Annotated in this window: 21 protein-coding genes and 1 pseudogene; 11 read left to right on the top strand and 11 right to left on the bottom strand. The window is 56.0% G+C overall.

The features are described from left to right. Positions 1–55 precede the first annotated feature (55 nt). Together apt and IM317_RS08455 are read right to left on the bottom strand one after the other, a co-directional pair. Positions 56–607 (bottom strand): adenine phosphoribosyltransferase, encoded by a 552-nt coding sequence (gene apt, locus IM317_RS08460; RefSeq protein WP_000127359.1) that lies wholly within the window; start codon positions 605–607, stop codon positions 56–58. Between the two features lie 150 nt (positions 608–757). After that, complete coding sequence (locus tag IM317_RS08455; RefSeq protein WP_033144794.1) at positions 758–1,135, bottom strand: DUF454 family protein; 378 nt, start codon at positions 1,133–1,135, stop codon at positions 758–760. Positions 1,136–1,185: 50 nt separating this feature from the next. Here IM317_RS08455 and priC point away from each other — a divergent pair, with 50 nt between their 5' ends. Then, positions 1,186–1,713: a primosomal replication protein N'' gene (gene priC / locus IM317_RS08450; protein ID WP_033144793.1), complete on the top strand. Its 528-nt coding sequence runs from the start codon at positions 1,186–1,188 to the stop codon at positions 1,711–1,713. 14 nt (positions 1,714–1,727) lie between these two features. Further along, positions 1,728–1,926 (top strand): annotated as a pseudogene (rsmS, locus tag IM317_RS08445) (pleiotropic regulatory protein RsmS). Positions 1,927–1,937: 11 nt separating this feature from the next. Here the strand turns inward: rsmS and mscK are convergent. Both mscK and acrR read right to left on the bottom strand, forming a co-directional pair. Next, complete coding sequence (gene mscK / locus IM317_RS08440; protein WP_033144792.1) at positions 1,938–5,285, bottom strand: mechanosensitive channel MscK; 3,348 nt, start codon at positions 5,283–5,285, stop codon at positions 1,938–1,940. A 113-nt stretch (positions 5,286–5,398) separates the two neighbouring features. Further along, positions 5,399–6,052 carry a multidrug efflux transporter transcriptional repressor AcrR gene (acrR, locus tag IM317_RS08435; RefSeq protein ID WP_033144791.1) on the bottom strand — a complete coding sequence of 218 codons (654 nt, stop codon included), beginning with the start codon at positions 6,050–6,052 and terminating at the stop codon, positions 5,399–5,401. 141 nt (positions 6,053–6,193) lie between these two features. Between acrR and acrA the strand changes: the two genes are divergently transcribed. The 6 genes from acrA to IM317_RS08405 all read left to right on the top strand — a co-directional run bounded on the left by acrA (position 6,194) and on the right by IM317_RS08405 (position 13,030). Continuing rightward, a complete protein-coding gene (gene acrA / locus IM317_RS08430) occupies positions 6,194–7,387 on the top strand; it encodes a multidrug efflux RND transporter periplasmic adaptor subunit AcrA (protein ID WP_029741963.1) in 1,194 nt (397 codons plus the stop codon). Positions 7,388–7,409: 22 nt separating this feature from the next. Next, the gene (acrB, locus tag IM317_RS08425) at positions 7,410–10,556 is read left to right on the top strand and encodes a multidrug efflux RND transporter permease subunit AcrB (RefSeq protein ID WP_029741964.1); all 3,147 of its coding nucleotides are present in this window, start codon (positions 7,410–7,412) and stop codon (positions 10,554–10,556) included. A gap of 511 nt (positions 10,557–11,067) precedes the next feature. Beyond that, on the top strand, positions 11,068–11,442 hold the full coding sequence (gene tomB / locus IM317_RS08420) for an Hha toxicity modulator TomB (RefSeq protein ID WP_008499288.1): 375 nt from the start codon (positions 11,068–11,070) through the stop codon (positions 11,440–11,442). A gap of 27 nt (positions 11,443–11,469) precedes the next feature. Then, a complete protein-coding gene (locus IM317_RS08415; protein WP_008499287.1) occupies positions 11,470–11,688 on the top strand; it encodes an HHA domain-containing protein in 219 nt (72 codons plus the stop codon). Between the two features lie 205 nt (positions 11,689–11,893). Continuing rightward, a complete protein-coding gene (gene maa / locus IM317_RS08410) occupies positions 11,894–12,445 on the top strand; it encodes a maltose O-acetyltransferase (protein ID WP_033144790.1) in 552 nt (183 codons plus the stop codon). Positions 12,446–12,562: 117 nt separating this feature from the next. Then, positions 12,563–13,030, top strand: coding sequence for a YlaC family protein (locus tag IM317_RS08405; RefSeq protein WP_023310598.1), 468 nt, complete (start codon positions 12,563–12,565; stop codon positions 13,028–13,030). On the opposite strand, the gene IM317_RS08400 is transcribed toward IM317_RS08405, so the two are convergent. Further along, positions 13,002–14,462 (bottom strand): PLP-dependent aminotransferase family protein, encoded by a 1,461-nt coding sequence (locus IM317_RS08400; protein ID WP_033144789.1) that lies wholly within the window; start codon positions 14,460–14,462, stop codon positions 13,002–13,004. The two genes, IM317_RS08405 and IM317_RS08400, sit on opposite strands and share 29 nt — an antisense overlap. Positions 14,463–14,563: 101 nt before the next feature. Between IM317_RS08400 and IM317_RS08395 the strand changes: the two genes are divergently transcribed. Then, a complete protein-coding gene (locus IM317_RS08395; RefSeq protein WP_033144788.1) occupies positions 14,564–15,274 on the top strand; it encodes a GNAT family N-acetyltransferase in 711 nt (236 codons plus the stop codon). Here IM317_RS08395 and ykgO read toward each other — a convergent pair. Next, a complete protein-coding gene (gene ykgO, locus IM317_RS08390) occupies positions 15,271–15,411 on the bottom strand; it encodes a type B 50S ribosomal protein L36 (protein WP_003859006.1) in 141 nt (46 codons plus the stop codon). The genes IM317_RS08395 and ykgO overlap by 4 nt on opposite strands. 2 nt (positions 15,412–15,413) lie before the next feature. Beyond that, positions 15,414–15,674, bottom strand: coding sequence for a type B 50S ribosomal protein L31 (locus IM317_RS08385; protein ID WP_010428154.1), 261 nt, complete (start codon positions 15,672–15,674; stop codon positions 15,414–15,416). Positions 15,675–15,893: 219 nt separating this feature from the next. Between IM317_RS08385 and IM317_RS08380 the strand changes: the two genes are divergently transcribed. Next, complete coding sequence (locus IM317_RS08380; protein ID WP_033144787.1) at positions 15,894–17,459, top strand: EAL domain-containing protein; 1,566 nt, start codon at positions 15,894–15,896, stop codon at positions 17,457–17,459. Here the strand turns inward: IM317_RS08380 and IM317_RS08375 are convergent. Next, the gene (locus IM317_RS08375) at positions 17,452–17,724 is read right to left on the bottom strand and encodes a metal-sensing transcriptional repressor (protein ID WP_033144786.1); all 273 of its coding nucleotides are present in this window, start codon (positions 17,722–17,724) and stop codon (positions 17,452–17,454) included. The two genes, IM317_RS08380 and IM317_RS08375, sit on opposite strands and share 8 nt — an antisense overlap. Before the next feature lie 134 nt (positions 17,725–17,858). Here IM317_RS08375 and IM317_RS08370 point away from each other — a divergent pair, with 134 nt between their 5' ends. After that, entirely contained in the window at positions 17,859–18,698 is an 840-nt protein-coding gene (locus IM317_RS08370) for a nickel/cobalt efflux protein RcnA (protein WP_033144785.1), read from the top strand. Between the two features lie 35 nt (positions 18,699–18,733). Here the strand turns inward: IM317_RS08370 and IM317_RS08365 are convergent, their stop codons facing one another. The 3 genes from IM317_RS08365 to IM317_RS08355 form a co-directional block, all read right to left on the bottom strand. Next, complete coding sequence (locus IM317_RS08365; protein ID WP_033144784.1) at positions 18,734–21,826, bottom strand: beta-galactosidase; 3,093 nt, start codon at positions 21,824–21,826, stop codon at positions 18,734–18,736. Positions 21,827–21,928: 102 nt separating this feature from the next. Further along, positions 21,929–22,999, bottom strand: a complete 1,071-nt coding sequence (locus IM317_RS08360) for a LacI family DNA-binding transcriptional regulator (RefSeq protein ID WP_033144783.1) — start codon at positions 22,997–22,999, stop codon at positions 21,929–21,931. A 77-nt stretch (positions 23,000–23,076) separates the two neighbouring features. Further along, positions 23,077–23,688, bottom strand: coding sequence for a YitT family protein (locus IM317_RS08355; protein WP_023310590.1), 612 nt, complete (start codon positions 23,686–23,688; stop codon positions 23,077–23,079). Positions 23,689–23,748: the final 60 nt, after the last annotated feature.

The raw sequence follows: 23,748 nt of genomic DNA, 5'->3' as shown, positions 1-23,748 counted from the left end.
TGGAGGGGAATGCTATCACAACCTCACCCATTGAGCGAGGTTGTGAAAACCGGGATTAATGACCCGGGAAAGGCACCAGGCTGTAGCTGGTGATGCCCTGTTTTTCCAGGCGCTGTTCACCGCCGAGATCGAACAGGTTGATGATGAATGCCGCGTCGGTCACTTCACCACCCAGACGACGGATCAATTTCACGGTCGCTTCAATGGTACCGCCGGTTGCCAGCAGATCGTCCACCACCAGCACTTTGTCGCCAGGCTTGATCGCATCAACGTGGATCTCCAGCTGATCGGTGCCGTACTCCAGCTCATAGCTCTCAGCAATGGTTTCACGCGGCAGTTTGCGCGGCTTACGCACCGGCACAAAACCCACGCCCATTGCCAGCGCAACCGGTGCGCCAAACAGGAAGCCACGGGCTTCGGTACCTACTACTTTGGTGATCCCGGCGTTTTTATAACGCTCGACCAGCAGTTCAATGCTGAGCGCGTACGCTTTCGGGTCTTCCAGCAAGCTGGTGACATCACGGAAAAGAATGCCAGGCTTTGGATAGTCCTGGATGCTTTTGATGCTGTTTTTCAGATATTCAAGCTGCTGTGCAGTTGCGGTCATCGGTTTTGCCTAAATGAAACAGTGTTACTCACAGCGCGCAACGAGTCGGCCAAGGTAACAATTGTTTAACCTTTGACCAGGCGCACCTGTGCTCGAAAACGGTCGAATTTACTGGCTGCGCGTGATAATTGCAACAGCCATGATGAGGCTTCAGTGCTTTTGTTGCTTTTCATCAACCACGGGGATCCGCCACATGAAGAAAAGCAGGCAGGAGAGGATCGCCAGCAGCAGAATACGTACCCACATCATTTTCACCAGCCATAATGAAATAGCGAAGGTGATGAGGATCACCGCGATCGCGCGCGGCTTCGCGCCGGGCGGCATGGCCCGGTGTTTTTGCCAGTGCCGCAGATAGCCGCCAAACCACGAGCGATAGAGCAGCCAGTGGTGAAAACGCGGCGACGAGCGGGCGAAGCACCAGGCCGCAAGCAGGATAAACGGGGTGGTCGGCAGCAAGGGTAAAAACACGCCCAGCGTGCCAAGCACTACCGCGAGCCAGCCAATGATGATTAAAATAGTACGCTTCATAATGCGAATCGTTATCAAACTGAACGGCTACTTTACCACTGGAGAGCGCCTTGAAAACAGCACTGCTTCTTGAGAGGCTGCAAAATCAGCTCATTGCTCTGCGGGAGCAGGCTACACCGCTGATGGGCCACGCCACGCTGAAACCGCGCTTTGACCGGCAGCTTTTTCGTACCCGCAGCACCGTCATTCAGGATTATCTGGCGGAAGCGCAGACGAACCTCGACGAGCTTCGCCATGCGGTTGAGAGTGAACAGCAAGAACAGGTGGCGTGGCTCGCAGAGCATCTGACAGAGCAGATCACCGCTCTGCATCGCGAAATCGCCGCCTGGCCGCTGCGCGCCTGGGACAGCGCCTCGCCGGGACTCGGTAAATGGCAGCGCAAGCGGCTGGAGAACCAGGAGTTTGAGCGCCGGCTCTTTGAGATGAAGCGCGAGCGCGAGACGCGGCTGAACAACAGCGAGACGCTGGAAGAGCAGCAGCTATTGATGCGCGAGATTAGCGCGCTGGAAGGACGTATCGTCCGCTGCCGTCAGGCGCGGGACGAGATTGAGCGCGTCATTGAACGTTTGACCCGTTAACAGGAGCCACACCCATGTCACTGGAAAATGCACCCGATGAGGTCAAGCTGGCCGTCGATTTGATTATGCTTCTCGAGAATCATGAGATCCCCGCCGAGACGGTGCTTAAGGCGCTGGAGATTGTGCGGCGGGATTTTGAAGGAAAATTACCCTCACCCCAGCCCTCTCCCTGAGGGAGAGGGGGAAAATCGTTCCCTCGCCCCTGAGGGCTGAGAGAAAATAGATTAAGCAGGCGTAGGATCGTCACCCTTAATGTCGCGCTTCACTTCCGTATGCTCATCACCCTTCTCGTTGCGCAGGTGAACCTCAAGCTGGTTGAAGGCGATATTAATATCGTTTTCACGACACAGACGATCGATAGAGCGGTTGAGTTCATCCACCGTGTAGCTGCGGTCACGCAGCTCGCGCACGTATAAACGCAGCTCGTGATCCAGCGTGCTCGGCCCAAAGGTGGTGAAGAAGACCGCCGGCGCCGGATCGTGCATCACTTTCGGGTGTTCTGACGCCGCCTTGAGCAGTACCTCTTTCACCTTCTCCAGATCCGATCCGTAGGCTACGCCCAGGCGGATCACCACGCGCGTCACCGTATCGGAGAGCGACCAGTTGATCAGGCGCTCGGTCACGAACGCTTTGTTCGGGATGATCACCTCTTTGCGATCGAAGTCGGTGATGGTGGTGGCACGAATACGGATCTTGCTGACCGTACCGGAGAAGGTGCCGATGGTGACGGTATCACCGATTCGTACCGGACGTTCGAACAGGATGATCAGGCCGGACACGAAGTTACCGAAGATCTCCTGCAGGCCAAAACCCAGACCGACCGAGAGGGCGGCAGCAAGCCACTGCAGTTTATCCCACGAGACGCCAAGCGAGCCAAAGACCGTCATCGCCCCAACAATAATGATCACGTAGTTGAGGATCGTGGTAATGGCGTAGGACGCCCCCTGGCGGAGATTCAGACGTGACAGGAGCAGCACTTCAAGCAGGCCTGGCAGGTTGCGAATCAGCGCCCAGGCCACCACCGACGACACCAGCGCAAACAGCAGGCTGCCCATGGTCACGCTTTTCATGACCGCCGCGCCCGCTTCGGTACCGTTGTATTGCCAGAGGGTAATACTGTCGAGATAGGCGAAAACGGTAATAAGATCGGACCAGATAGCCCAGAACATCACCGCAAACAGGGCGATCATCACCAGCATGGTGATGCGCAGCGTCTGCTGGTTAACCTGCTCCAGGGCGATGGTCGGCTCTTCCTGAGGCTCCGCGCCTTCGGCCCCCTCTTTAACCTGATGCTGACGACGCGCGATAGCACGGCGATAGGCAATGCGGCGGGCCGCCACGCTCAGGCCGCGCAGCACGGTCTGATAGAGCAGGTTCCAGACGATCACCAGATAGACCGTTTCAATCCAGCGCCCGGACAGGCGCAGCGTGGTATAGAAGTAGCCCGTTGCCGTCAGCACCATTAGCGCCAGCGGAATGATCGCCAGCACCGTCACGGTGGCCAGGCGAATATTGTGGGACTCTTTATCACGCCAGCTGTCGCGACACATCGGCCACATCAGGATCGCAATCAGCAGCAGGTTCAGCAGGATAACCAGCTGGCCCAGCACGTCATCCATCAGGTGCAGCGGAGAAAGCTCAGAGACAACCGACCAGAAGTGCAGCGGCAGGAGCGCCAGGCTGATGCGCACAATCTGACGACGCCAGTGGCTGGTCAGCTGCGCTGGCATGTTGAAATGACGCACCGCCACGCCGTCTTTTTCCAGCACCTTCCAGCACACGCCAAAGACCAGCCAGAACAGCGCCAGTTTTTTACTGAACGCCCACAGCAGGTCGCTGACGTTGAGCTGCATCGTGAGCAGAATCAGGCCCACGGCCAGAATAATCAGACACACCGGCAGGGCGCGGATGAGATCGATGAGAATCGCTTTTGGCGTATGGAGCTGGCTATCGTTGCGCAGCTGACCCACTTCGGAGGCAAGCTTCGCCTGGTATTTTTTCAGCCAGCCCAGACGCCAGCGGATCAGGCCGGCAATCAGCAGCAGCGGTAATCCCGCCAGCAGGGCAATCGTCACCGCAGGCCAGGCTTTCTCCCAGTTTACGGTGATCTTCATGCTCTTAATCTGCGTTTTCAGCGTCTCCGGGAAGGATTTGACCCAGTCCCAGTCCATCGGCTTGTTGCTGTTCACCCAGAAAATCTGCTGGGTCAGGATCTCCTGCAGACTTTTCGAGACGCTCACCAGCTGCTGCTGGTTGATTTGCAGGTTAATGGCCATCATCAGCTGGTTGCCCAGCTGTTTGTTGAGCTGGTCCAGCAGCTCGCGACGCATATCGACGACCTGGAGCAGCGCGTCATGCACTTCCGGGTTCACGTCGCTGGAATGCCCCTCTTCAATTTTGGCGACAAAGGCATCGCTCTGGAAAAGGGCATCGCGCTGCTGGTTGACGTCAAACTGTTCCAGACGTAAATCCGCAATGCGGTTGGTCATGTCCTCCAGCTCATCGGCGGACGGGAGCGTCTGCTGCTGCTGGTAGAGAATACGCGACAGCAGGAGGCTGCCCTTCAGGACCGCAATCTGCTCTTTGATGTTGCGCTCAGCCTGCAGCGCGCGATCCAGCCAGTTCTTCACTTTGATATTTTGCTGAACCAGCGAGTTGCCGTTTTCCGTCGCCAGTATCAGGCGCTGGCTAAGCTGGTGGTTGGCCTCGAGCTCCTGTTTCACCAGCGGATTCGCCTGAATGCGGGCGGTTTCGTCAGGCGATACGGCCTCCTGGGCGGTTTTTTCCGTCAGGGTCAGGCGTTTGCTGTTGACCGCCTCCTGCAACAGCTGAAGCTGGTGTTCCAGGCGGTTAATATTCGCGGTGACGTAATCACGCTGTTTCTGAAGCGTGTCCTGCAGCACCGTATTCCCTTCCAGGCTTTTACGCTGCTGTTCAATCTGTGCATTGAGCAAGGCCTGCTGAACCAGCAGCAGGGTTTGCTGCGTCGGGCGCAGCGTGCCTTCGCCGACCGTCGTGCCGTTCAGACGGTTGCGGATCTGCTGCAGCTGCTGAGACGCGGCGTACATCGCGTTTTGCACGCGCTCGGGCTGGGTCTGCAGCGAGACAAGCTGGCTGTTATAGGTTGCGAGATCCGACTGCGCGGTTTGCAGGTCGTCGAGCAGTTGCGCGACGCGGGACTCCAGCTGGCGTAAAGAGAGCGTCGAGAGCGTCTTGCGCGTCTCGTCGTCGTTATCCACATCGCTGAGGGCATTCAGCGCGTCGGTGGCCTTACGCATGTTTTCAGGCGCCTGCGCCACCTTCTGACGAAGCTGGACGGTTTCCGCTTTGATGCGTTCAATTTTATCCAGCGTTTCCAGCGTTTCCGTCAGATCCTGCTGGACGAGTTTCTCCTGAGGGGAGAGATCTTTTTGTTTGTTCAGCGTGTCGAGCTGCGACTGAACATCGCCGCGCGAGGGAATATCATTGCTGTTATCGGCGCGGGCCCAGGTCAGCGGCGCCGTGGCGAAGAAAAACAGCATCGCAAAGAGCAATGCAAAAACAGGATGTTGCGAGCGATTGATGGGCAGCATAGTTGTGAATGATGTCAGAAGATGACCGAAAATAGTCCGGCGTGAAGAATATCACGCTCGCTGAAAGCAGAATAGCGCGAACGTTATCCTCTGAGATAAATCCTGGAAAGGGATCAGGCCGTTAGCGAAGGCGCGTCGCTGCGCAGCGTGGGGCAGAGCTGTAGCATTTCCAGTAAAATCGCCACGTAGCTGCGGGCTTCCTCTTTGAGGTCAAAGGATTGCGGCGAGAAAAGCCAGTTTTCCATCAGACCTGAAATGTAGCTGCGCATCAGGATTGCCGCCCGTCGGGTCAAGAGATTGGCCGGTAAGAGTTTTGCCTGCATACACAGGTTCAGATTCTGTTCAATACGATCATAGCTCTCCAGGCTAAGGCTGCGTTGCGCCTGCTGCACCACCGCCATCTCGCCCACGAACTCGCATTTATGAAAAATAATCTCCATCATTAATCTGCGACGTTCTTCAACTACCGTTGCTTCAAGGATATATACTAATATTTCTCTCAATACTGAGAGTGGATCGTCAGGGAATTTTGCCCGATACTCACTCTCGAGATCGCTAATGCTGGACTCTGAAAGCTCCCAGATTTCACTGAACAGATCTGACTTATCTTTAAAATGCCAGTAAATCGCTCCTCGCGTCACACCGGCAGCCTGAGCAATCTGCGCCAGCGAGGTGGATGAAACACCCTGCTGCGAGAACAAACGTATTGCCACATCCAGAATGTGTTGTCGGGTTTCCAGCGCTTGTTGTTTAGTTTTTCGTGCCATAGGTGGGTGAATTTACAGGAGTCAGATTTACATACATTTGTGAATGTATGTACCATAGCATGACGATAATATAAACGCAGCAATGGGTTTTTAGACTCAGGACCCTTGATCAATTTGAAATCGGACACTCGAGGTTTACATATGAACAAAAACAGAGGGTTAACGCCTCTGGCGGTCGTTCTGATGCTCTCAGGCAGCTTAGCGCTAACAGGATGTGACGACAAACCAGCTCAACAAGGAGCTCAGCAGGCGCCAGAAGTAGGCGTCGTGACGCTCAAATCTGAACCTCTACAAATCACCACCGAATTACCAGGCCGTACCAATGCTTACCGCATTGCGGAAGTGCGTCCTCAGGTCAGCGGCATTATCCTGAAGCGTAACTTCACCGAAGGTGGTGATGTGAAAGCCGGTGAGTCTCTGTATCAGATTGATCCAGCAACCTATCAGGCCTCTTATGAAAGTGCGAAAGGCGACCTGGCGAAAGCACAAGCCGCGGCCAAAATTGCTCAGCTGACGTTGAACCGCTACCAAAAGCTGCTCGGCACCAAGTACATCAGCCAACAGGATTACGATACCGCTCTGGCCGATGCACAGCAGGCTAACGCGGCCGTGGTGGCAGCCAAAGCGGCCGTCGAAACCGCGCGCATTAACCTGGCCTATACCAAAGTGACCTCTCCTATCAGCGGTCGTATTGGTAAATCTTCCGTCACGGAAGGAGCGCTGGTGCAGAACGGTCAGACCAATGCGCTGGCAACCGTGCAGCAGCTTGATCCGATCTACGTTGACGTGACGCAGTCCAGCAACGATTTCCTGCGCCTGAAACAGGAGCTGGCTAACGGCACCCTGAAACAGGAAAACGGCAAAGCCAAGGTGGAGCTGATTACCAACGACGGTATTAAGTTCCCGCAGGAAGGTACCCTGGAATTCTCTGACGTGACGGTCGACCAGACTACCGGTTCCATCACCTTACGTGCGATTTTCCCGAACCCTGACAAAAATCTGCTGCCAGGTATGTTCGTTCGCGCGCGTCTGGAAGAAGGAACGAATCCAACCGCACTTCTGGTTCCACAGCAGGGTGTGACCCGTACGCCACGCGGCGATGCGAGCGCGCTGGTTGTTGGGGCTGATGACAAAGTCGAAACGCGCAATATCACCGCCACTCAGGCGATTGGCGATAAATGGCTGGTGACGGAAGGTCTGAAAGATGGCGATCGCGTGATTGTTACTGGTTTGCAAAAAGTTCGTCCTGGCGCGCAGGTTAAAGCACAGGAAGTGAAATCTGACGATAAACAACAAGCTTCGGCCGCTGGCCAGTCAGAACAAACCAAGTCTTAACTTAAACAGGAGCCGTTAAGACATGCCTAATTTCTTTATCGATCGCCCCATATTTGCGTGGGTGATCGCCATAATCATCATGCTGGCCGGGGGACTTGCGATCCTGAAGCTGCCTGTCGCGCAATATCCAACGATTGCGCCACCGGCGGTGACAATTTCCGCAACCTACCCGGGGGCTGATGCGAAAACGGTGCAGGACACCGTCACCCAGGTTATCGAACAGAACATGAACGGTATCGATAACCTGATGTACATGTCCTCAAACAGTGACTCCACCGGTACGGTGCAGATCACCCTGACCTTCCAGTCAGGTACGGATGCTGACATTGCGCAGGTTCAGGTGCAGAACAAACTGCAGCTGGCAATGCCTTTGCTGCCGCAGGAAGTACAACAGCAGGGTGTGAGCGTCGAGAAATCGTCCAGTAGCTTCCTGATGGTTGTCGGCGTTATCAACACCAACGGCACCATGACGCAGGAGGATATTTCCGACTACGTGGGCGCCAACATGAAGGACGCTATTAGCCGTACTTCCGGTGTGGGTGACGTGCAGCTGTTCGGTTCCCAGTACGCGATGCGTATCTGGATGGATCCGAACAAGCTGAACAACTTCCAGCTGACGCCGGTTGACGTGATCAGCGCAATTAAAGCGCAGAACGCCCAGGTAGCGGCAGGTCAGTTAGGCGGTACGCCGCCGGTAAAAGGCCAGCAGCTTAACGCCTCGATCATCGCGCAGACCCGTCTGACCTCTGCCGATGAATTCAGCAAAATTCTGCTGAAGGTGAATCAGGACGGTTCGCAGGTTCGCCTGCGCGACGTGGCGAAAGTTGAGCTGGGCGGTGAGAACTACGACATCATCGCGAAGTTTAACGGTAAACCGGCTTCCGGTCTGGGTATCAAACTGGCGACCGGCGCTAACGCCCTGGACACCGCCACGGCGATCCGCGCAGAGCTGAAGAAGATGGAACCGTTCTTCCCGTCAGGTCTGAAAATCGTTTACCCGTACGACACCACGCCGTTCGTCAAAATCTCGATTCATGAAGTGGTTAAGACGCTGGTTGAGGCGATCATCCTGGTATTCCTGGTGATGTACCTGTTCCTGCAAAACTTCCGCGCGACGCTTATCCCAACGATTGCCGTGCCGGTAGTATTGCTCGGGACCTTTGCGATCCTGTCGATATTCGGCTACTCGATAAACACCCTGACGATGTTCGGGATGGTGCTCGCCATCGGCCTGCTGGTGGATGATGCCATCGTCGTGGTCGAGAACGTCGAACGCGTGATGGCGGAAGAAGGTTTGCCGCCGAAAGAAGCGACCCGTAAATCAATGGGCCAGATCCAGGGCGCGCTGGTCGGTATCGCGATGGTGCTGTCTGCGGTATTTATCCCGATGGCCTTCTTCGGGGGCTCTACCGGTGCGATTTATCGTCAGTTCTCTATTACCATCGTTTCCGCGATGGCGCTGTCGGTGCTGGTGGCGTTGATCCTGACCCCTGCCCTGTGTGCCACCATGCTGAAGCCAATTCAGAAAGGCGGTCACGGCGAGCACAAAGGGTTCTTCGGCTGGTTTAACCGCATGTTCGATAAGAGCACGCACCACTACACCGACAGCGTGGGTAACATCCTGCGCAGCACCGGTCGTTACCTGCTGCTCTATATCATCATCGTGGTGGGCATGGCCTTCCTGTTCGTTCGTCTGCCAAGCTCGTTCCTGCCAGATGAAGACCAGGGCGTGTTCCTGACGATGGCACAGCTTCCGGCGGGTGCCTCGCAAGAGCGTACCCAGAAAGTGCTGGATGAAGTGACGGACTACTATCTCACCAAAGAGAAAGACAACGTTGAGTCCGTGTTTGCGGTTAACGGCTTTGGCTTTGCGGGTCGTGGTCAGAACACCGGTATTGCCTTCGTTTCTCTGAAAGACTGGTCTGAACGTCCAGGCGAAAAGAACAAGGTTGAAGCCATCACCGGCCGTGCAATGGGAACCTTCTCGCAGATTAAAGATGCGATGGTCTTTGCCTTTAACCTGCCAGCGATTGTTGAACTGGGTACGGCGACCGGTTTCGACTTCCAGCTGATTGACCAGGGCGGTCTGGGCCACGAAAAACTGACGCAGGCGCGTAACCAGCTGTTTGGTGAAGTCGCTAAACACCCTGACCTGCTGGTCGGCGTGCGTCCAAACGGCCTGGAAGATACGCCACAGTACAAGATCGATATCGACCAGGAGAAAGCTCAGGCGCTGGGCGTATCCATCAGTGACATCAATACCACGCTGGGCGCAGCCTGGGGCGGTAGCTACGTTAACGACTTCATCGACCGCGGTCGTGTGAAGAAAGTGTACGTGATGTCAGAGGCGCAGTACCGTATGTTGCCTAACGATATCAACAGTTGGTTCGTGCGCGGCAGCAATGGTCAGATGGTACCGTTCTCGGCGTTCTCAACCTCACGCTGGGAATACGGTTCGCCGCGTCTGGAACGCTATAACGGTCTGCCATCGATGGAGATCCTGGGTCAGGCTGCTCCGGGCCGAAGCACCGGTGAAGCCATGAACCTGATGGAAGAGCTGGCAAGCAAACTGCCTGCGGGTATCGGCTATGACTGGACCGGTATGTCCTATCAGGAACGTCTGTCCGGTAACCAGGCCCCTGCCCTGTACGCCATTTCACTGATTGTGGTCTTCCTGTGTCTGGCGGCACTGTACGAGAGCTGGTCGATTCCGTTCTCCGTTATGCTGGTGGTTCCGCTCGGGGTTATCGGTGCGCTGCTTGCGGCAACGTTCCGTGGACTGACCAACGACGTTTACTTCCAGGTAGGCCTGCTGACAACCATTGGCTTGTCGGCGAAGAACGCGATACTTATCGTTGAATTCGCCAAAGATCTGATGGAGAAAGAAGGCAAAGGCCTTATTGAGGCGACGCTTGAAGCGGTTCGTATGCGTCTGCGCCCAATCCTGATGACGTCGCTGGCGTTTATCCTCGGTGTCCTGCCGCTGGTTATCAGCTCCGGCGCAGGCTCCGGCGCGCAGAACGCGGTAGGTACAGGCGTAATGGGCGGTATGGTTACCGCGACCGTACTGGCTATCTTCTTCGTACCGGTGTTCTTCGTGGTGGTTCGCCGCCGCTTTAGCCGCAAGAATGAAGATGTTGAACACAGTCATTCGGTAGAACCTCACTGATACCGGTTCCACATGATAAAAAGGCCGCATTAGCGGCCTTTTTCATTTTCAGAAAAAATCATAAATTACGCTTATTGTGGCTCTATTTATTTTCTGCCATCTTAAATAGACATATCATAATTAACTGATACCTTAATCGGTGAATTCAGGATTTTTTTAATTTCATTTCCCCGCTTAAGCTATTAGGAATATTCCTAATAAGAAGTTCTTACAAAGATAAGTCTGAATCTGAACTTTTCTCATCATTTTTGCTAAGCCGATGAAACGTAAGGAAGCGATAAAACCCCGTCGTTAATTTGGATAAAAACGTTGAGTCCAGGGTGACCATTTGCGTACACGCTCCCAGCCTGCGGTTTTTATTTGTAATTTTTCGTAATAGCGCGGTGAAATCCAGGAAGGAGTGGCTTATAGTTAGGTTATCAGGAACACAGCACTCATGTAGCTAAGTCAGTTGTATCCATCCCGACAATGATGTTCGGTGAGTAAGAAATCACTCAGAAGGGGATGCGCTATGGACGAGTACTCGCCAAAAAGGCATGATATCGCGCAGTTGAAATTTCTCTGCGAATCCTTGTACCATGACTGCCTTGCCAATCTTGATGAAAGTAACCATGGCTGGGTAAACGACCCAACATCTGCCATCAATTTACAGTTGAATGAGCTGATAGAGCATATCGCAACCTTCGCACTTAATTATAAAATTAAGTACAATGAAGATAATAAGCTCATTGAGCAAATTGATGAATACCTGGACGACACCTTTATGTTGTTCAGCAGTTACGGCATTAACGCGCAGGATTTGCAAAAATGGCGTAAATCGGGAAATCGGCTATTCCGCTGTTTCGTCAACGTGAGCAGAGCTAACCCGGTGAGTCTTTCCTGTTAAAATTATTACAATTACTAAGGTGAATTTATGTCTGATAAACCACTCACAAAAATCGATTATTTGATGCGCTTACGGCGTTGTCAGTCAATTGACACGCTTGAGCGCGTCATTGAAAAGAATAAATACGAGCTTTCTGATAATGAACTGGCGGTATTTTATTCAGCCGCTGACCATCGTCTTGCTGAACTGACAATGAATAAACTGTATGACAAAATCCCTACTTCTGTGTGGAAATTTGTCCGTTAATCTTTGAAGGGTGTCTGTAGAGTTCTACGCCTCGTTCTGAGTATTTACCTGTCCCGTTATGCTCCCTGTGCGTAAGCCAGGTCTCCGTGTAAAACGTGTTCATCAACAGCAATGTTGTGACGTCAGTCACATCGGCTTTTCGGGAACGTTCCCCTTCTGACCTGTTCCGATTACCCTTCGGTAATAACATCCAGAGAGGTTTCCAATGAGCTTAGAAAAACAGAAAATGATTGCCGGTGAACATTACCGCCCCGGCGATGAGACGTTACGGGCTGACCGACTGCGGGCCCGACATCTGGTTTACCGCTATAACCACACCGCGCCTGATGAAAAAACAGAACGCCAGAACATTCTGGCGGAACTTCTGGCACAAAGCGCAGGCGCTTATATTGAGCCGAGCTTCCGCTGCGACTATGGATATAACATTTATCTGGGCAAAAACTTTTACGCTAACTTCGACTGCGTGATGCTGGATGTCTGCCCTGTGCATATTGGCGATAACTGCATGCTCGCGCCGGGTGTTCATATTTATACGGCTACCCATCCCCTGGACGCGGAAGAACGAAACAGCGGCGTGGAGTTTGGAAAACCCGTCAATATTAGCAATAACGTCTGGATTGGCGGCAGGGCTGTCATTAACCCTGGCGTCACCATTGGTGATAATGTGGTCGTGGCCTCCGGTGCCGTCGTGACGAAAGACGTCCCGGCTAATGTCGTCGTTGGCGGCAATCCGGCAAAAATCATCAAAACGCTGTGAGGTTGCGGGGAGTCAACTGTTATAGTCTTTTAGCGCCAGACTGTTACTTTTTTCAGCCTGATGGCTCCCCTAAAATTGGCAGATCCCCTGTATTGTCAACTCTTATGAAGGCAAAAAATGACCGAGATACAGCGCCTGCTTACCGCCACCATCGACGATCTTAACCTCCGCGAAAAGCGCGACAATCGCCCGCGCTTTAGCATTAGCTTTATTCGCAAACATCCTGGACTGTTTGTCGCCATGTATGCCGCCTGGCTGGCGACTCTTATTGTGATGCTGAAGTCCGAAACGCTGGTGGACTCCGTCTGGCTGCTGGTTGTACTGTTTGTCGTCTTTAACGCCTTTTTCTTTTTCGACGTGAATCCGCGCTACCGTTACGAAGATATCGACGTGCTCGATTTCCGGGTCTGCTATAACGGCGAATGGTACAACACGCGTTACGTGCCAGAGGAGCTGATCGAAAACATCATGCACTCTCCGGCGGTTGAAGCCGGGCAAAAAGAGAAGCTGCAGAAAATGGTCTCCACCAAAGGTCAGCTCTCATTCTATGATGTTTTTACCCTTTCCCGCCCTGCTGCTGCGTAATTAACGCCTGCAGGCGTCGGATCCCCGGCGCAAACTGAGAAGCAGAGGTATTGCCGTAACCTAAAACCAGACCGGTTTGCCCCTGCTTCGCCTCCAGGTAGTACCCGCTCAGCGCAGCGGGTGCCAGCTGAAACGCCCTCGCCTGCTCCACCAGCTTCTGGTCGTCAATAACGTCTATCGCCAGCGTCAGATGCATTCCCCCTTCGCCTGCCAGAATGCGATGCGGAGAATGAAGCTCTGCGCTCAGCACCTCACGCAGCTGGCGGTAGCGTTTACGGTAGAGCCGACGCATGGCGGCAAGATGACGGGCATAGTGACCTTCTTCAATGAACAGCGCCAGGGTACGCTGCTCCGCACGATGCCCTCCGCGCAACAGCGAGCCGATGGCCGGGCGAGCCGCTTTCGCCAGCGCTGGCGGTAGCACCATGAACCCCATTCTGAGCGAGGGAAACAGCGTTTTACTGAACGTCCCCAGATACACAACGGGCGCATTGTTGACCATTCCCAGCATCGCCGGTACGGGCTCACCGGCATAACGGAACTCGCTGTCGTAATCGTCTTCAATGATCCACGCGTTATGCTGCCGTGCCAGCTCCAGCAGCGCCAGCCGCCGCCGCGCGCTGAGCACGCTCCCGTAAGGGAACTGATGCGAAGGTGAGGTAAAAATCAGTGAAGGAGCGGGCGAATTCAACCCTTCCCAGCACATTCCCTCGTCATCTACCGGTATTCCCGTCATTGCCAGGCCAGTTTTAACAAACGCACTCTTTGCCCCGCTATAGCCGGGGTTTTCTACCCAGGCGACATCGCCAGGCTCGCTTAACAGCATCGTGCAGAGGTTGACGCCTTCAAGCGCCCCTTCGGTTATCACAATCTGGCTGGCGTCGCAGTCGATACCGCGGGACAGGGCGAGATGCCGGGCAATCGCGGCGCGCAGCGACGGCTCGCCGGCCGGGTCGCCATAGCCTAACAGGGCGCTTCCCTCCTCGCGCAGGACACGATCGTACAATCGCCGCCACAGCGGCAAGGGGAAATAGTTAATGGCTGGCGTTCCCGGCGTAAACGCCATCACCGGGGTGTCGCGCGGCACGGGCGCGGGCAGCAGGGCGACCCGTTTTGTCAGCCTGATGTCAGGATCCGGCAATGCCCGGGCAATCGTACGATGAGCGAATTGCCCCACCCGCGTTCCCTGACGGTTACGCAGTAAATAACCTTCGAGCGTGAGCTGGTCCAGCGCCGCATTGACCGTGTTTCGGGAAACCGAGATCTGCTGCGCCAGCGTTCGCGAACCGGGCAGCTGGCTGCCGGACCGAAGCCTTCCGCTCAGTATGGCCTCCCGCAAAGCGAGATAGAGCGCGCGCTGAAGCGTCTCCTGCCCACGCTTTTTCAGCGCAGCATGGAGCAAAGTGTAAAGCTCATCACCCGGTATATTCATCTTCCCTCCTTGTGGTACCAGAAAAACATAGCCTGGTGGTTCTTTTTAAGGAACCAGCAATTCACTAATCTGGAGATCTTTTCAACGTCATGGAAATAAAGATGAATACATTCAACGAGTTTGGACAGCCTGTAGGCGAAGCCCTTATCGACTGGCAGCCTCCTCAGCCCCCGTCCCGGTTGGTCCTTCAGGGTCACTATTGCCGGCTTGAGCCGCTGCGCGTGGAGCATGCCCACGCGTTGTTCTCCGCCTATTCACTGGCCGAAGATACCCGCAGCTGGACGTGGCTGCTGCGTGAACCCGATGCCAACGCAGAGGATTTTGCCGAATGGGTGGCGAGCGTAAGTGAGTTATCCGATCCCATCCACTTTACCGTTATGGATAACCGGACCCAGTCTCCTGTCGGGACGCTGTCCCTGATGCGGATCGATCCTAAAAACGGCGTCGTGGAAGTGGGGCACGTTCACTTCTCTCCTCTGTTAAGCCGCACGCCAGGGTCGACAGAAGCGCAGTATCTGCTGATGCGATACGTGTTCGATACCCTGGGGTACCGGCGTTATGAATGGAAGTGCAATAGCCTGAACGAGCCTTCCCGTAAAGCGGCGCTGCGTCTGGGCTTTCAGTTTGAAGGACGCTTTCGCCAGGCGCTGGTGATAAAAGGCCGTAACCGGGATACCGACTGGTTTTCGATTCTCGACAAAGAGTGGCCGGCGCTGGCTAACTCCTTTGAAAGCTGGCTTGCCACCGACAATTTTACTGCCGATGGCAAACAGAAAAGATCCCTGGAAAGCTGGCGAGAAACGCGCGTTTAGCGTCTTTTTTTACGTCCCTGAACCGCCTTAAAGCGCGGATTAGATTTGCAAATCACGTATAAGCGTCCTTTGCGTTTGACTATCTGGCAATCCGGGTGACGCTGCTTTGCACTGCGTAATGAGTTAAGTACCTGCATGGTTAGCCCCGCTTCGCATTGAGAAAACCGCCAAAACGCTTACGGAAGCGCGCTGCGCTGCCGTCCGTGGAGAACGTTTTCTGCTTACCGGTATAAAACGGGTGCGATTTTGAAGAAACCTCGATGGTGATGTACGGATATGTCTCACCGTCGAGTTCAATTTCGCGGTCGGTTTTAATGGTTGAGCCGACTTTAAAGTATTCATTAGCGCTGGTGTCGTGGAATACCACGGTGCGATAGGCTGGGTGGATATCGGGTTTCATCGTAAATCCTTTATGTTTTGTTATAACATAACAAAATAATATCCAGGCGAGGTTAAAAAAACAACCCCTCTCTTCTGACGATAATTTCTCGTATGCCTGAGATAAAATGAAAACCATGCCAACCACGTGCTATAACTATATCATTTCGCGGTAAAATCTTTCTCTTCAGGCAGGGAACTCAATGCCCAGGAACGGGTATACGAGGAAGGACACGACAGCATGAAAACCCGACATCTGGTCAGTCTGGTGACTGGCGTACTTATCTTTTCTGTGCTGGTCCCCATTTGCCTGAGCATCTGGCTGGCCCATCGCCAGGCGGAAGATAAATTCGCCGATGCGCTGGATAACTATGCCTCCCGCGTGCTGGTACGCACCGACAGGGTTGTGGATCAGGCAAAAGAAGCGCTCGATCACCTGCAGGCCTTTGAGGGCGTGCCGTGTAGCCCCTTGCAATTGCGGGAAATGCGCCGGGTCGCTTTCTCGTGGCGATATGTCCAGGAAGTGATTTATATCGACAACCTTCGACCGCTCTGCTCCTCCCTGGAGCAAACCAGCCATGCGTCCCCTTTCCCTCCTCCAATGCGCATTACCGAAGATGGTTACAGCGCGTGGCTGACCACGCAAAACGATCTTGGGTTTAACCGCTACATGACGGTGCTGGGAAAAGGCCACTACCTTGTCATGATCGATCCTGCCTCGCTGGTGGACGTGATCCCTTTCGGCGAGATAGCGATTGATGCCGCCCTGGTAGGAAGCGCAACGCATCGCATATTTGCCAGCAGCAGCAAGCTCGACTCTCACATCCGCGACATGGTTCAGGAGCGGGGTGTGAAAAGCGTGCAGTACAACGGTTCAATGTACGTCATGAAGTCTGTACCTGAGCTTGGATTTACCGTCGTCGCATGGGCAACGCTCAAACCGCTGGCTGAAACCTGGCACCGGCAGCTTCTTTTCTGGTTACCGTTCGGCATGTTGATAAGCCTGCTCGCCGCACTGTTTGTCCTGCGGATCCTGCGGCGTATCCAGTCGCCGCGCAATCGCCTGCTTGACGCCATTAACAGCCGGGATTTTGTGGTGCACTATCAGCCCATCGTGGCGCTCTGTAGCGGAAAAATTGTGGGCGCTGAGGCGCTGACGCGCTGGCCACAGCCGGACGGAAGCTGCCTCTCGCCGGATATTTTTGTCCCCCTTGCCGAGCAAACGGGGCTCATCTCGAAGCTGACGCAGTTAGTCATCGAAAAGGTGTTTGAAGATATGGGCCACTGGCTGCAACGCTATCCGGATCAGCATATCTCCATTAACCTCGCCCCTGCCGATTTAACCTCCGGCATCCTGCCGCCTCTGTTGAGCCAGCTCCTGAACAAGTGGCAGATCCACCCCCGGCAAATCGCCCTGGAGCTCACCGAGCGCGGCTTTGCCGATCCCAAAATTAGCGCACCGGCTATCGCCGCATTCCGTCGTTCGGGCCACCCTGTCTATATTGATGATTTTGGCACGGGCTATTCCAGCCTGAGCTATCTGCAGGATCTGGACGTCGACACGCTAAAAATTGATAAATCGTTCGTGGATGCGCTGGAGTATAAAAACGTGACGCCGCACATCATTGAAATAGCGAAGTCGCTGAAGCTGGCGATGGTGGCGGAGGGCGTCGAAACCGCAGGGCAGCTCGCCTGGCTGCACCGCCACGGCGTGCAGTACGGGCAGGGATGGTACTACAGCAAAGCGCTGCCAAAAACGGAATTTATTCTCTGGGCAGAAAATAACCTCGGCACGCACGCTACTTGAGATAGGATTTCATCACCCGCAACACCACGCCAAGATCGGCTTCACGCTGCGCTTCTTCAGCCTCTTTCACCACATGATCGGTTAAATGCCCTTCGATCACCTGCATCATCATGCCATTCACCGCCCCGCGGATCGCCGCCAGCTGCTGTAACACCTCGGCGCATTCGTGATCGCTGTTGAGCATTTTTTCCAGCGCGGTGCTCTGCCCCTGAATTTTCTTCAGGCGAGTCAGTAACATCTTCTTGTCTCGAATGGTATGTGACATCTCTGTATCCCTTATTTTTTGGCTTTTAAAGCATACCACGCTCTACTCCCCCTGAGTATTTTTCTACTGGGGGGTAGTATTACGCTACTGGGGGGGAGTAGTATCTCCGCACGCTTTCCACTCCGGAATTTCCCATGACCGATTTTGCTTCACTCCTTCAGCAGGGCAACGCCTGGCTGTTTGTTCCCAGCGCTATCCTGCTCGGTGCGCTACATGGCCTGGAACCGGGCCATTCAAAAACAATGATGGCCGCCTTTATTGTTGCCATCCGAGGCACGCTGAAACAGGCGGTGCTGCTCGGCCTGGCGGCCACGCTCTCCCATACGGCGGTGGTCTGGCTCGTTGCGATGGCGGGATTATGGTTTGGTCGGGGCTGGGATGCACACACGTCCGAACCCTGGTTCCAGCTGATTTCCGGGGTGCTGATCGTTGCGATCGCCCTGTGGATGGCGTGGCGAACCTGGAAAGAGAGCCAGCCGCACGATCATCATCATCACGACCATGATCACCACCACCACCACCATGACCATGTCCATGACCACCATCATGATCATCATCACCATCACCACGAACACTCGCTGGTTGAAGAAGAGTGGCAGGACGCCCACCAGCGCGCTCACGCGCAGGATATTAACCGGCGCTTCAGCGGTCAAAATGTCACCACCGGACAGATCGTGATGTTTGGCCTGACCGGCGGGCTTATCCCCTGTCCGGCGTCCATCACCGTGCTGCTGATCTGCCTGCAGCTAAAGCATTTCGCCCTCGGCGCGACGCTGGTGTTCAGCTTCAGCATTGGTCTGGCGTTAACGCTGGTCGCTTCCGGCGCGATTGCCGCCTTAAGCCTCAAGCACGCGACCAAACGCTGGCCCGGGTTTAGCGAATTCTCCCGTAAAGCGCCGTGGATCTCCGCTGCGCTGATTACCGTAGTAGGGATTTACATGAGCCTGCATGGCCTGAGCGGCATTCTGGCGTAAGACTGCGGCCACGCTCTGTGGCCGCATCTTCATGGTCAGCTAAGGGTCTGCTGCCAGCTGAAGGTATAGCGAAGCTGGCGTGTCTGCAGGAGGAATTCCGGAGAGACGCTGGGGCTCCAGGAGTCGTCGCCGCCCACGCCCATATGGAACGCATCGAGATTGAGCCAGCATCCCGGCTCTTCGCGCAGCAGATGATGATGGGTTGTCTCATGCAGCTGCTGCTGGCCGTAGCGGCTCACCGAGAAATGGAACCGGCCGTTCAGCTGATGCGTTCCCACCACAAGTTCCCGGGTATCGCAGCGCAAACCATTTTCCGTCGGGAAGATATACGGCGTGTGCATGGCCTCGAGAGGTAATGTCCAGCGACCCTGCTGCGCCGCCAGCTTTCTGTCCGGGTAGTTTTCATGCGGCCCCAGCCCCAGCCAGTGAACGTTTTCCGGCGTTTCGGCAAGATGAACGCTCAGGCCAACGCGCGCGGGTTCAGGGATATCAGACGCAACATCAATCTGAATATCGCCATGCAGAACGCCCCTATCGTCCACCCGCCAGACTTTACGGCTCATGAACAGGGCTTTGCCGCGATACTCAAGTACGTGCTGGGTTGTGACCACCACGTCGCCTGCGTGCTGCTGTGCCTCACAGTGCAGAACGCGCGAGGTGAGATCGTACATGCCCGACGCTTTCCAGCGCTCAACCCAGGCGTTCGGATCGATCTGCGTCGCCTCGCTCACGCCAATGTCGTTATCCAGCGGCGCGCGGCTGACGTTATCCGTCAGAGGTGAAAGGAGCGTTTCAACGCCGTTTCGCCACCATTGAGTCAGGTGTCCGGATGCGCGATCGAACTGCCAGCGCTGTTGACGATGGGCGATCTCCAGGATGCGATCGTTTTGCGTTAACACCGGCGGCTCGCCCGCCGGGACTGGCGGAGCAATAAAAAGGGGAGCCGGAAGCGGCCACTGCTCCCACGCGCAGCGGTGGTCAGCCGGAGACCACGGCGTTGCCCGCGGCTGACGTACTTCAACGTTCAGCCAGACCTCACCCGGCACGGCTTTCAGCGCCGGCAGGTCAATCTCCAGACGCTGGGTGCCTTCAGGCGCCATCAAGAGCGTCACCTCGCCCGCGGCCAGCACGTCCCCGTCCCGGGCAACCGTCCAGTTCAGCACTTCGTTATCGGTGTGGCGGAACAGATAGCCGCTTTGCACCTCAATCACCAGCGGAGAGGTGCTGACCCGCGTAAAGGTAAAGAACTGCTGGGCGCGCTGCGCCTCGAACAGCGCCGGGTGCGGCGAGCGATCGGGGAACACCAGCCCGTTAAGACAGAACTGCCGATCGTTCGGCTTATCGCCGAAGTCTCCGCCGTAGGCCCAGAACACGTTGCCCTTTTCGTCCCGTTTCGTCAGGGCCTGATCGACCCAGTCCCAGACAAACCCACCCTGCAGGCGAGGATGGCTGCGAAACGCTTCCCAGTATTTCGCAAACCCGCCAAAGCTATTTCCCATCGCGTGGGCGTATTCACAGAGGATCAGCGGGCGCGTTTCGTCCGGCATACCGATCCATTTCTTGATTGACCATTTAGGCACTGCCGGGAAGGGCTGATCCCGATCGACCCGGGCGTACATCGGACAGACAATATCGGTCGCCGCCGTGTTCGCGCCGCCGCCTTCATACTGCACCGGACGCGTAGGATCGGTGGTTTTCAGCCAGCGGTACAGCGCATCGTGATTCGCGCCGTGGCCCGACTCATTGCCCAGAGACCAGATGATAACCGAGGGATGATTACGATCGCGCTGCACCATGCGGGTCACGCGTTCGCTCATTGCGGGCAGCCAGCGCGGATCGTCAGCAAGGCGGCTCATCGGCACCATGCCGTGCGTTTCGATATTGGCTTCGTCAACGACGTACAGCCCGTAGCGGTCGCAAAGCCGGTACCACAGCGGATGGTTCGGATAGTGCGAGCAGCGCACGGCGTTGAAGTTGTGCTGCTTCATGATTTCGATATCGCGGCGCATGGTCGCTTCGTCCATCACCTGGCCGTTTTCCGGGTGATGCTCGTGCCGGTTAACCCCGCGGATCAGCAGCGGTTTACCGTTAAGCTTCAGCAGGCCGTTGCCGATCTCAACGCGGCGGAAGCCCACGTCGCACGCCTCAACCTCCAGCACCTCACCCTGCGGGTTAAGAAGCGTAATCGTCAGGCGATACAGTTCTGGCGTTTCAGCGCTCCAGAGCGCGGGCTGGTCGACGGGGATCGCTGCCGTTAGCCGCTCGGCCCAGCTGCCGCGCTCGTCGACGATGGCAGATCCTGGACGCCGGGAAACGCTGGCGCATTTTTCACCCGTGCGCCACAGGGTCATGACCACCTCGCAGTCTGCAAAGCCAGCGCCTGCCAGCGCGACATCCACCTTCAGCACCGCGCGGTCCAGCTCCGCATTCAGATCCGTCACCACGTGATAATCGGCAATCTGCGTCTTGGGTTTATGCAGCAGCGTCACATCGCGGAAGATGCCGCTCATGCGCCACATGTCCTGATCTTCCAGATAGCTGCCGTCGCACCAGCGCAATACCATGACCGCCAGCCGGTTCTGCCCGGGGCGCAAGGCCGCCGAGAGGTCAAATTCGGCGGGCAATCGGCTGTCCTGGGAATAGCCCATCCACTGCCCGTTGCACCAGAGATGGAACGCCGAGTTCACGCCGTCGAAGATGATGCGGGTCTGCCCGCTTCGAAGCCAGGCGTCATCCACCTCAAATGTGAGCGAGTAACAACCGGTCGGGTTTTCCTGCGGCACGAAAGGCGGGTTAACGGGAATAGGATAGGTAACATTGGTATAGATGGGCGTGTCGAACCCCTGCATCTGCCAGTTAGACGGCACGGGCATCGCAACGGCATCCGCGCAATCTTCGGTTACCCATGCCTGAGGAACCCGTTCCGGCGCGGTAAAGAAGCTAAACTGCCACACTCCGTTCAGAGAGTGCCTGCTGGTCGATCCAGCGTCCTCTCTGGCAGAGGGCTCATTGCGCCAGCTGTGTAACGGCGCGTGTGCGGCCAGACGGTTCCACTGGGTGACGCCAGGATTTTCCCAGTCCCGACGGGCCAGAATGGCGCTGAGGGTCAGCGGTGAAGTGGTGGACATAGTAACCTCTTTGCGAAGCGCTCACAATTTTGGTTAACATGCCCTGGCACCGGGCAACGGTAAAGCGTTCAATCGCGGGGTAGCGAGTCCGATCACAAAGTTTTATTTGCGGGCAATCTGCTCGGCAAGCAGTGCCAGGCTTCTGAGCTGCTGCGCCAGATCCTCGCGTTCGGCCTGCTTCGGATTGCGGCGCGCGCTGGAATGACGGGTAACCAGCGTCACCGGCAGCTGAACCTGCCGGCACGCTTCGCCCCCGGAAGGCGCCAGCAGCCACTCCACGCTGCGTTCGCCCGCCTCGCGAAACGCCTGACGAATGGTCGTCAGCGGCGGGGAAAACCAGGCGCTGTCGGCCGTATCGTCAAACCCAACCACCGAAAGCTGGCCAGGTATCGCGATCCCTTTTTCCGCGCAGGCGCGCATCACCCCGAGCGCCATCTGATCGTTCGCCACCAGAATCGCGTCCGGTAATGCCGCACCCGACAGCAGCACGTGTCCCTTCTCATAACCGCTGGCCGCGCTCCAGTCACCGTAGGCCACAGCCGTCGCGTTAAGACCCGACAGCGCCAGCGTCGCTTTCCAGCCCGCCAGGCGCGCCCGCGCAGAGACCGAGCTTTCCGGCCCGCTCAGCAGGGCAATGCGCTGATGCCCCAGAGAAAGCAGATGCTCAACGCCCAGACGCGCCCCCTGCTCCGCGTTAAACACGAGGCTGTTTACCCGCGCTGAGGGCGATACATCGAGGAACAGCACCGGGACGGGCGACGCCAGCGACCCGAGCTCTTCGGCGTGCGGATCGTCAAGCGGCACATTCACCAGCAGCGCGTCCACCCGCTGTGCCAGCAGCGCCTGAAGCGCGGCCTGACACTGCCGGGGTTGCTCTACTATGGAGATAAGGACGCTCGCCCCCTGTTCCGCCGCACGCGATTTGACCGCCGACACAATTTGCGAAGGCGCGTGCAGGGCCAGGTCGGTGGTGATGAGGCCCAGCGTACGGGTGCGTTTCCCCGCCAGCTGCTGCGCCCGAAGGTTAGGAACGTAGTGCAGCTCCGCCATCGCCTGCTGCACCTTTTCTCGCGTGCGGGCAGACACATGTTCCGCGTCGTTAATGACGCGGGAAACGGTCTGATAAGAAACCCCCGCAAGGAGGGCGACATCATAGAGAGTGATTGCTTTCATGCTTTCTGGCATCGCGATTTTCGAAGCGTCTATTCTGGCACAGCGACGCCGTTAAAACATGTGAGCGCTTCGCAAAATTAAACAACCCGCTCCGGCTGGGGTATTTCCGCAATGCGCGGCTTCTGGCGGAACCAGGGCAGGCAGAGCTGGATAAGCGGGCCAATGGTCAGTGCATACAGTACGGTTCCCACCCCAAACGTGCCGCCAAGCACGCACCCAATCAGCAGAACGGACACCTCAATTGAGGTACGCACGCTGCGAATGGACCACCCCAGTCGGGCGTGAATGCCGGTCATCAGACCGTCGCGCGGGCCTGGCCCGAAACCGGCCCCGATGTACATGCTGGTCGCAATCGCGTTCATCACGATGCCCGACACCAGGAAAGCAATTCGAACGGGTAACGAATCCAGCTCCGGGATAAGCGCCATGCTGGCGTCTGCCGCCAGACCGATACAAATCACGTTGCTGATCGTGCCAAGGCCCGGCATCTGGCGCAGCGGGATCCACAGCAGCAGCACCGCCGCGCCGGTCACAATGATCACCGTCCCGATAGTCATCCCCAGCTGCATCCCCACCCCGAGGTGAAACACATCCCAGGGATCGACACCCAAATCGGAACGAATAAACATTGCGGTGGAAAGGCCATACAGTCCTAAACCGACATAGAGTTGTAGCAGACGACGTACCATTTTTATCTTCTCCAGTGAACCAGGCTTTCATCCTGACCTAAAATGGCACTATGATTAATG

The organism is Enterobacter cloacae complex sp. S3, from assembly GCF_014930495.1.
GTDB lineage: Bacteria > Pseudomonadota > Gammaproteobacteria > Enterobacterales > Enterobacteriaceae > Enterobacter > Enterobacter asburiae_B.
This window is presented reverse-complemented; position numbering and strand designations above follow the sequence as displayed.

Bases quoted from the DNA above. Each gene is read 5' to 3' on its own strand.
- tomB (WP_008499288.1), top strand. From the start codon at position 11,068: ATGGACGAGTACTCGCCAAAAAGGCATGATATCGCGCAGTTGAAATTT.
- IM317_RS08385 (WP_010428154.1), bottom strand. From the start codon at position 15,674: ATGAAACCCGATATCCACCCAGCCTATCGCACCGTGGTATTCCACGAC.
- IM317_RS08415 (WP_008499287.1), top strand. From the start codon at position 11,470: ATGTCTGATAAACCACTCACAAAAATCGATTATTTGATGCGCTTACGG.
- acrR (WP_033144791.1), bottom strand. From the start codon at position 6,052: ATGGCACGAAAAACTAAACAACAAGCGCTGGAAACCCGACAACACATT.
- apt (WP_000127359.1), bottom strand. From the start codon at position 607: ATGACCGCAACTGCACAGCAGCTTGAATATCTGAAAAACAGCATCAAA.
- acrA (WP_029741963.1), top strand. From the start codon at position 6,194: ATGAACAAAAACAGAGGGTTAACGCCTCTGGCGGTCGTTCTGATGCTC.
- IM317_RS08405 (WP_023310598.1), top strand. From the start codon at position 12,563: ATGACCGAGATACAGCGCCTGCTTACCGCCACCATCGACGATCTTAAC.
- IM317_RS08400 (WP_033144789.1), bottom strand. From the start codon at position 14,462: ATGAATATACCGGGTGATGAGCTTTACACTTTGCTCCATGCTGCGCTG.
- acrB (WP_029741964.1), top strand. From the start codon at position 7,410: ATGCCTAATTTCTTTATCGATCGCCCCATATTTGCGTGGGTGATCGCC.
- mscK (WP_033144792.1), bottom strand. From the start codon at position 5,285: ATGCTGCCCATCAATCGCTCGCAACATCCTGTTTTTGCATTGCTCTTT.
- maa (WP_033144790.1), top strand. From the start codon at position 11,894: ATGAGCTTAGAAAAACAGAAAATGATTGCCGGTGAACATTACCGCCCC.
- IM317_RS08375 (WP_033144786.1), bottom strand. From the start codon at position 17,724: ATGTCACATACCATTCGAGACAAGAAGATGTTACTGACTCGCCTGAAG.
- IM317_RS08380 (WP_033144787.1), top strand. From the start codon at position 15,894: ATGAAAACCCGACATCTGGTCAGTCTGGTGACTGGCGTACTTATCTTT.
- IM317_RS08370 (WP_033144785.1), top strand. From the start codon at position 17,859: ATGACCGATTTTGCTTCACTCCTTCAGCAGGGCAACGCCTGGCTGTTT.
- IM317_RS08455 (WP_033144794.1), bottom strand. From the start codon at position 1,135: ATGAAGCGTACTATTTTAATCATCATTGGCTGGCTCGCGGTAGTGCTT.
- IM317_RS08360 (WP_033144783.1), bottom strand. From the start codon at position 22,999: ATGAAAGCAATCACTCTCTATGATGTCGCCCTCCTTGCGGGGGTTTCT.
- ykgO (WP_003859006.1), bottom strand. From the start codon at position 15,411: ATGCAGGTACTTAACTCATTACGCAGTGCAAAGCAGCGTCACCCGGAT.
- IM317_RS08355 (WP_023310590.1), bottom strand. From the start codon at position 23,688: ATGGTACGTCGTCTGCTACAACTCTATGTCGGTTTAGGACTGTATGGC.
- IM317_RS08365 (WP_033144784.1), bottom strand. From the start codon at position 21,826: ATGTCCACCACTTCACCGCTGACCCTCAGCGCCATTCTGGCCCGTCGG.
- IM317_RS08395 (WP_033144788.1), top strand. From the start codon at position 14,564: ATGAATACATTCAACGAGTTTGGACAGCCTGTAGGCGAAGCCCTTATC.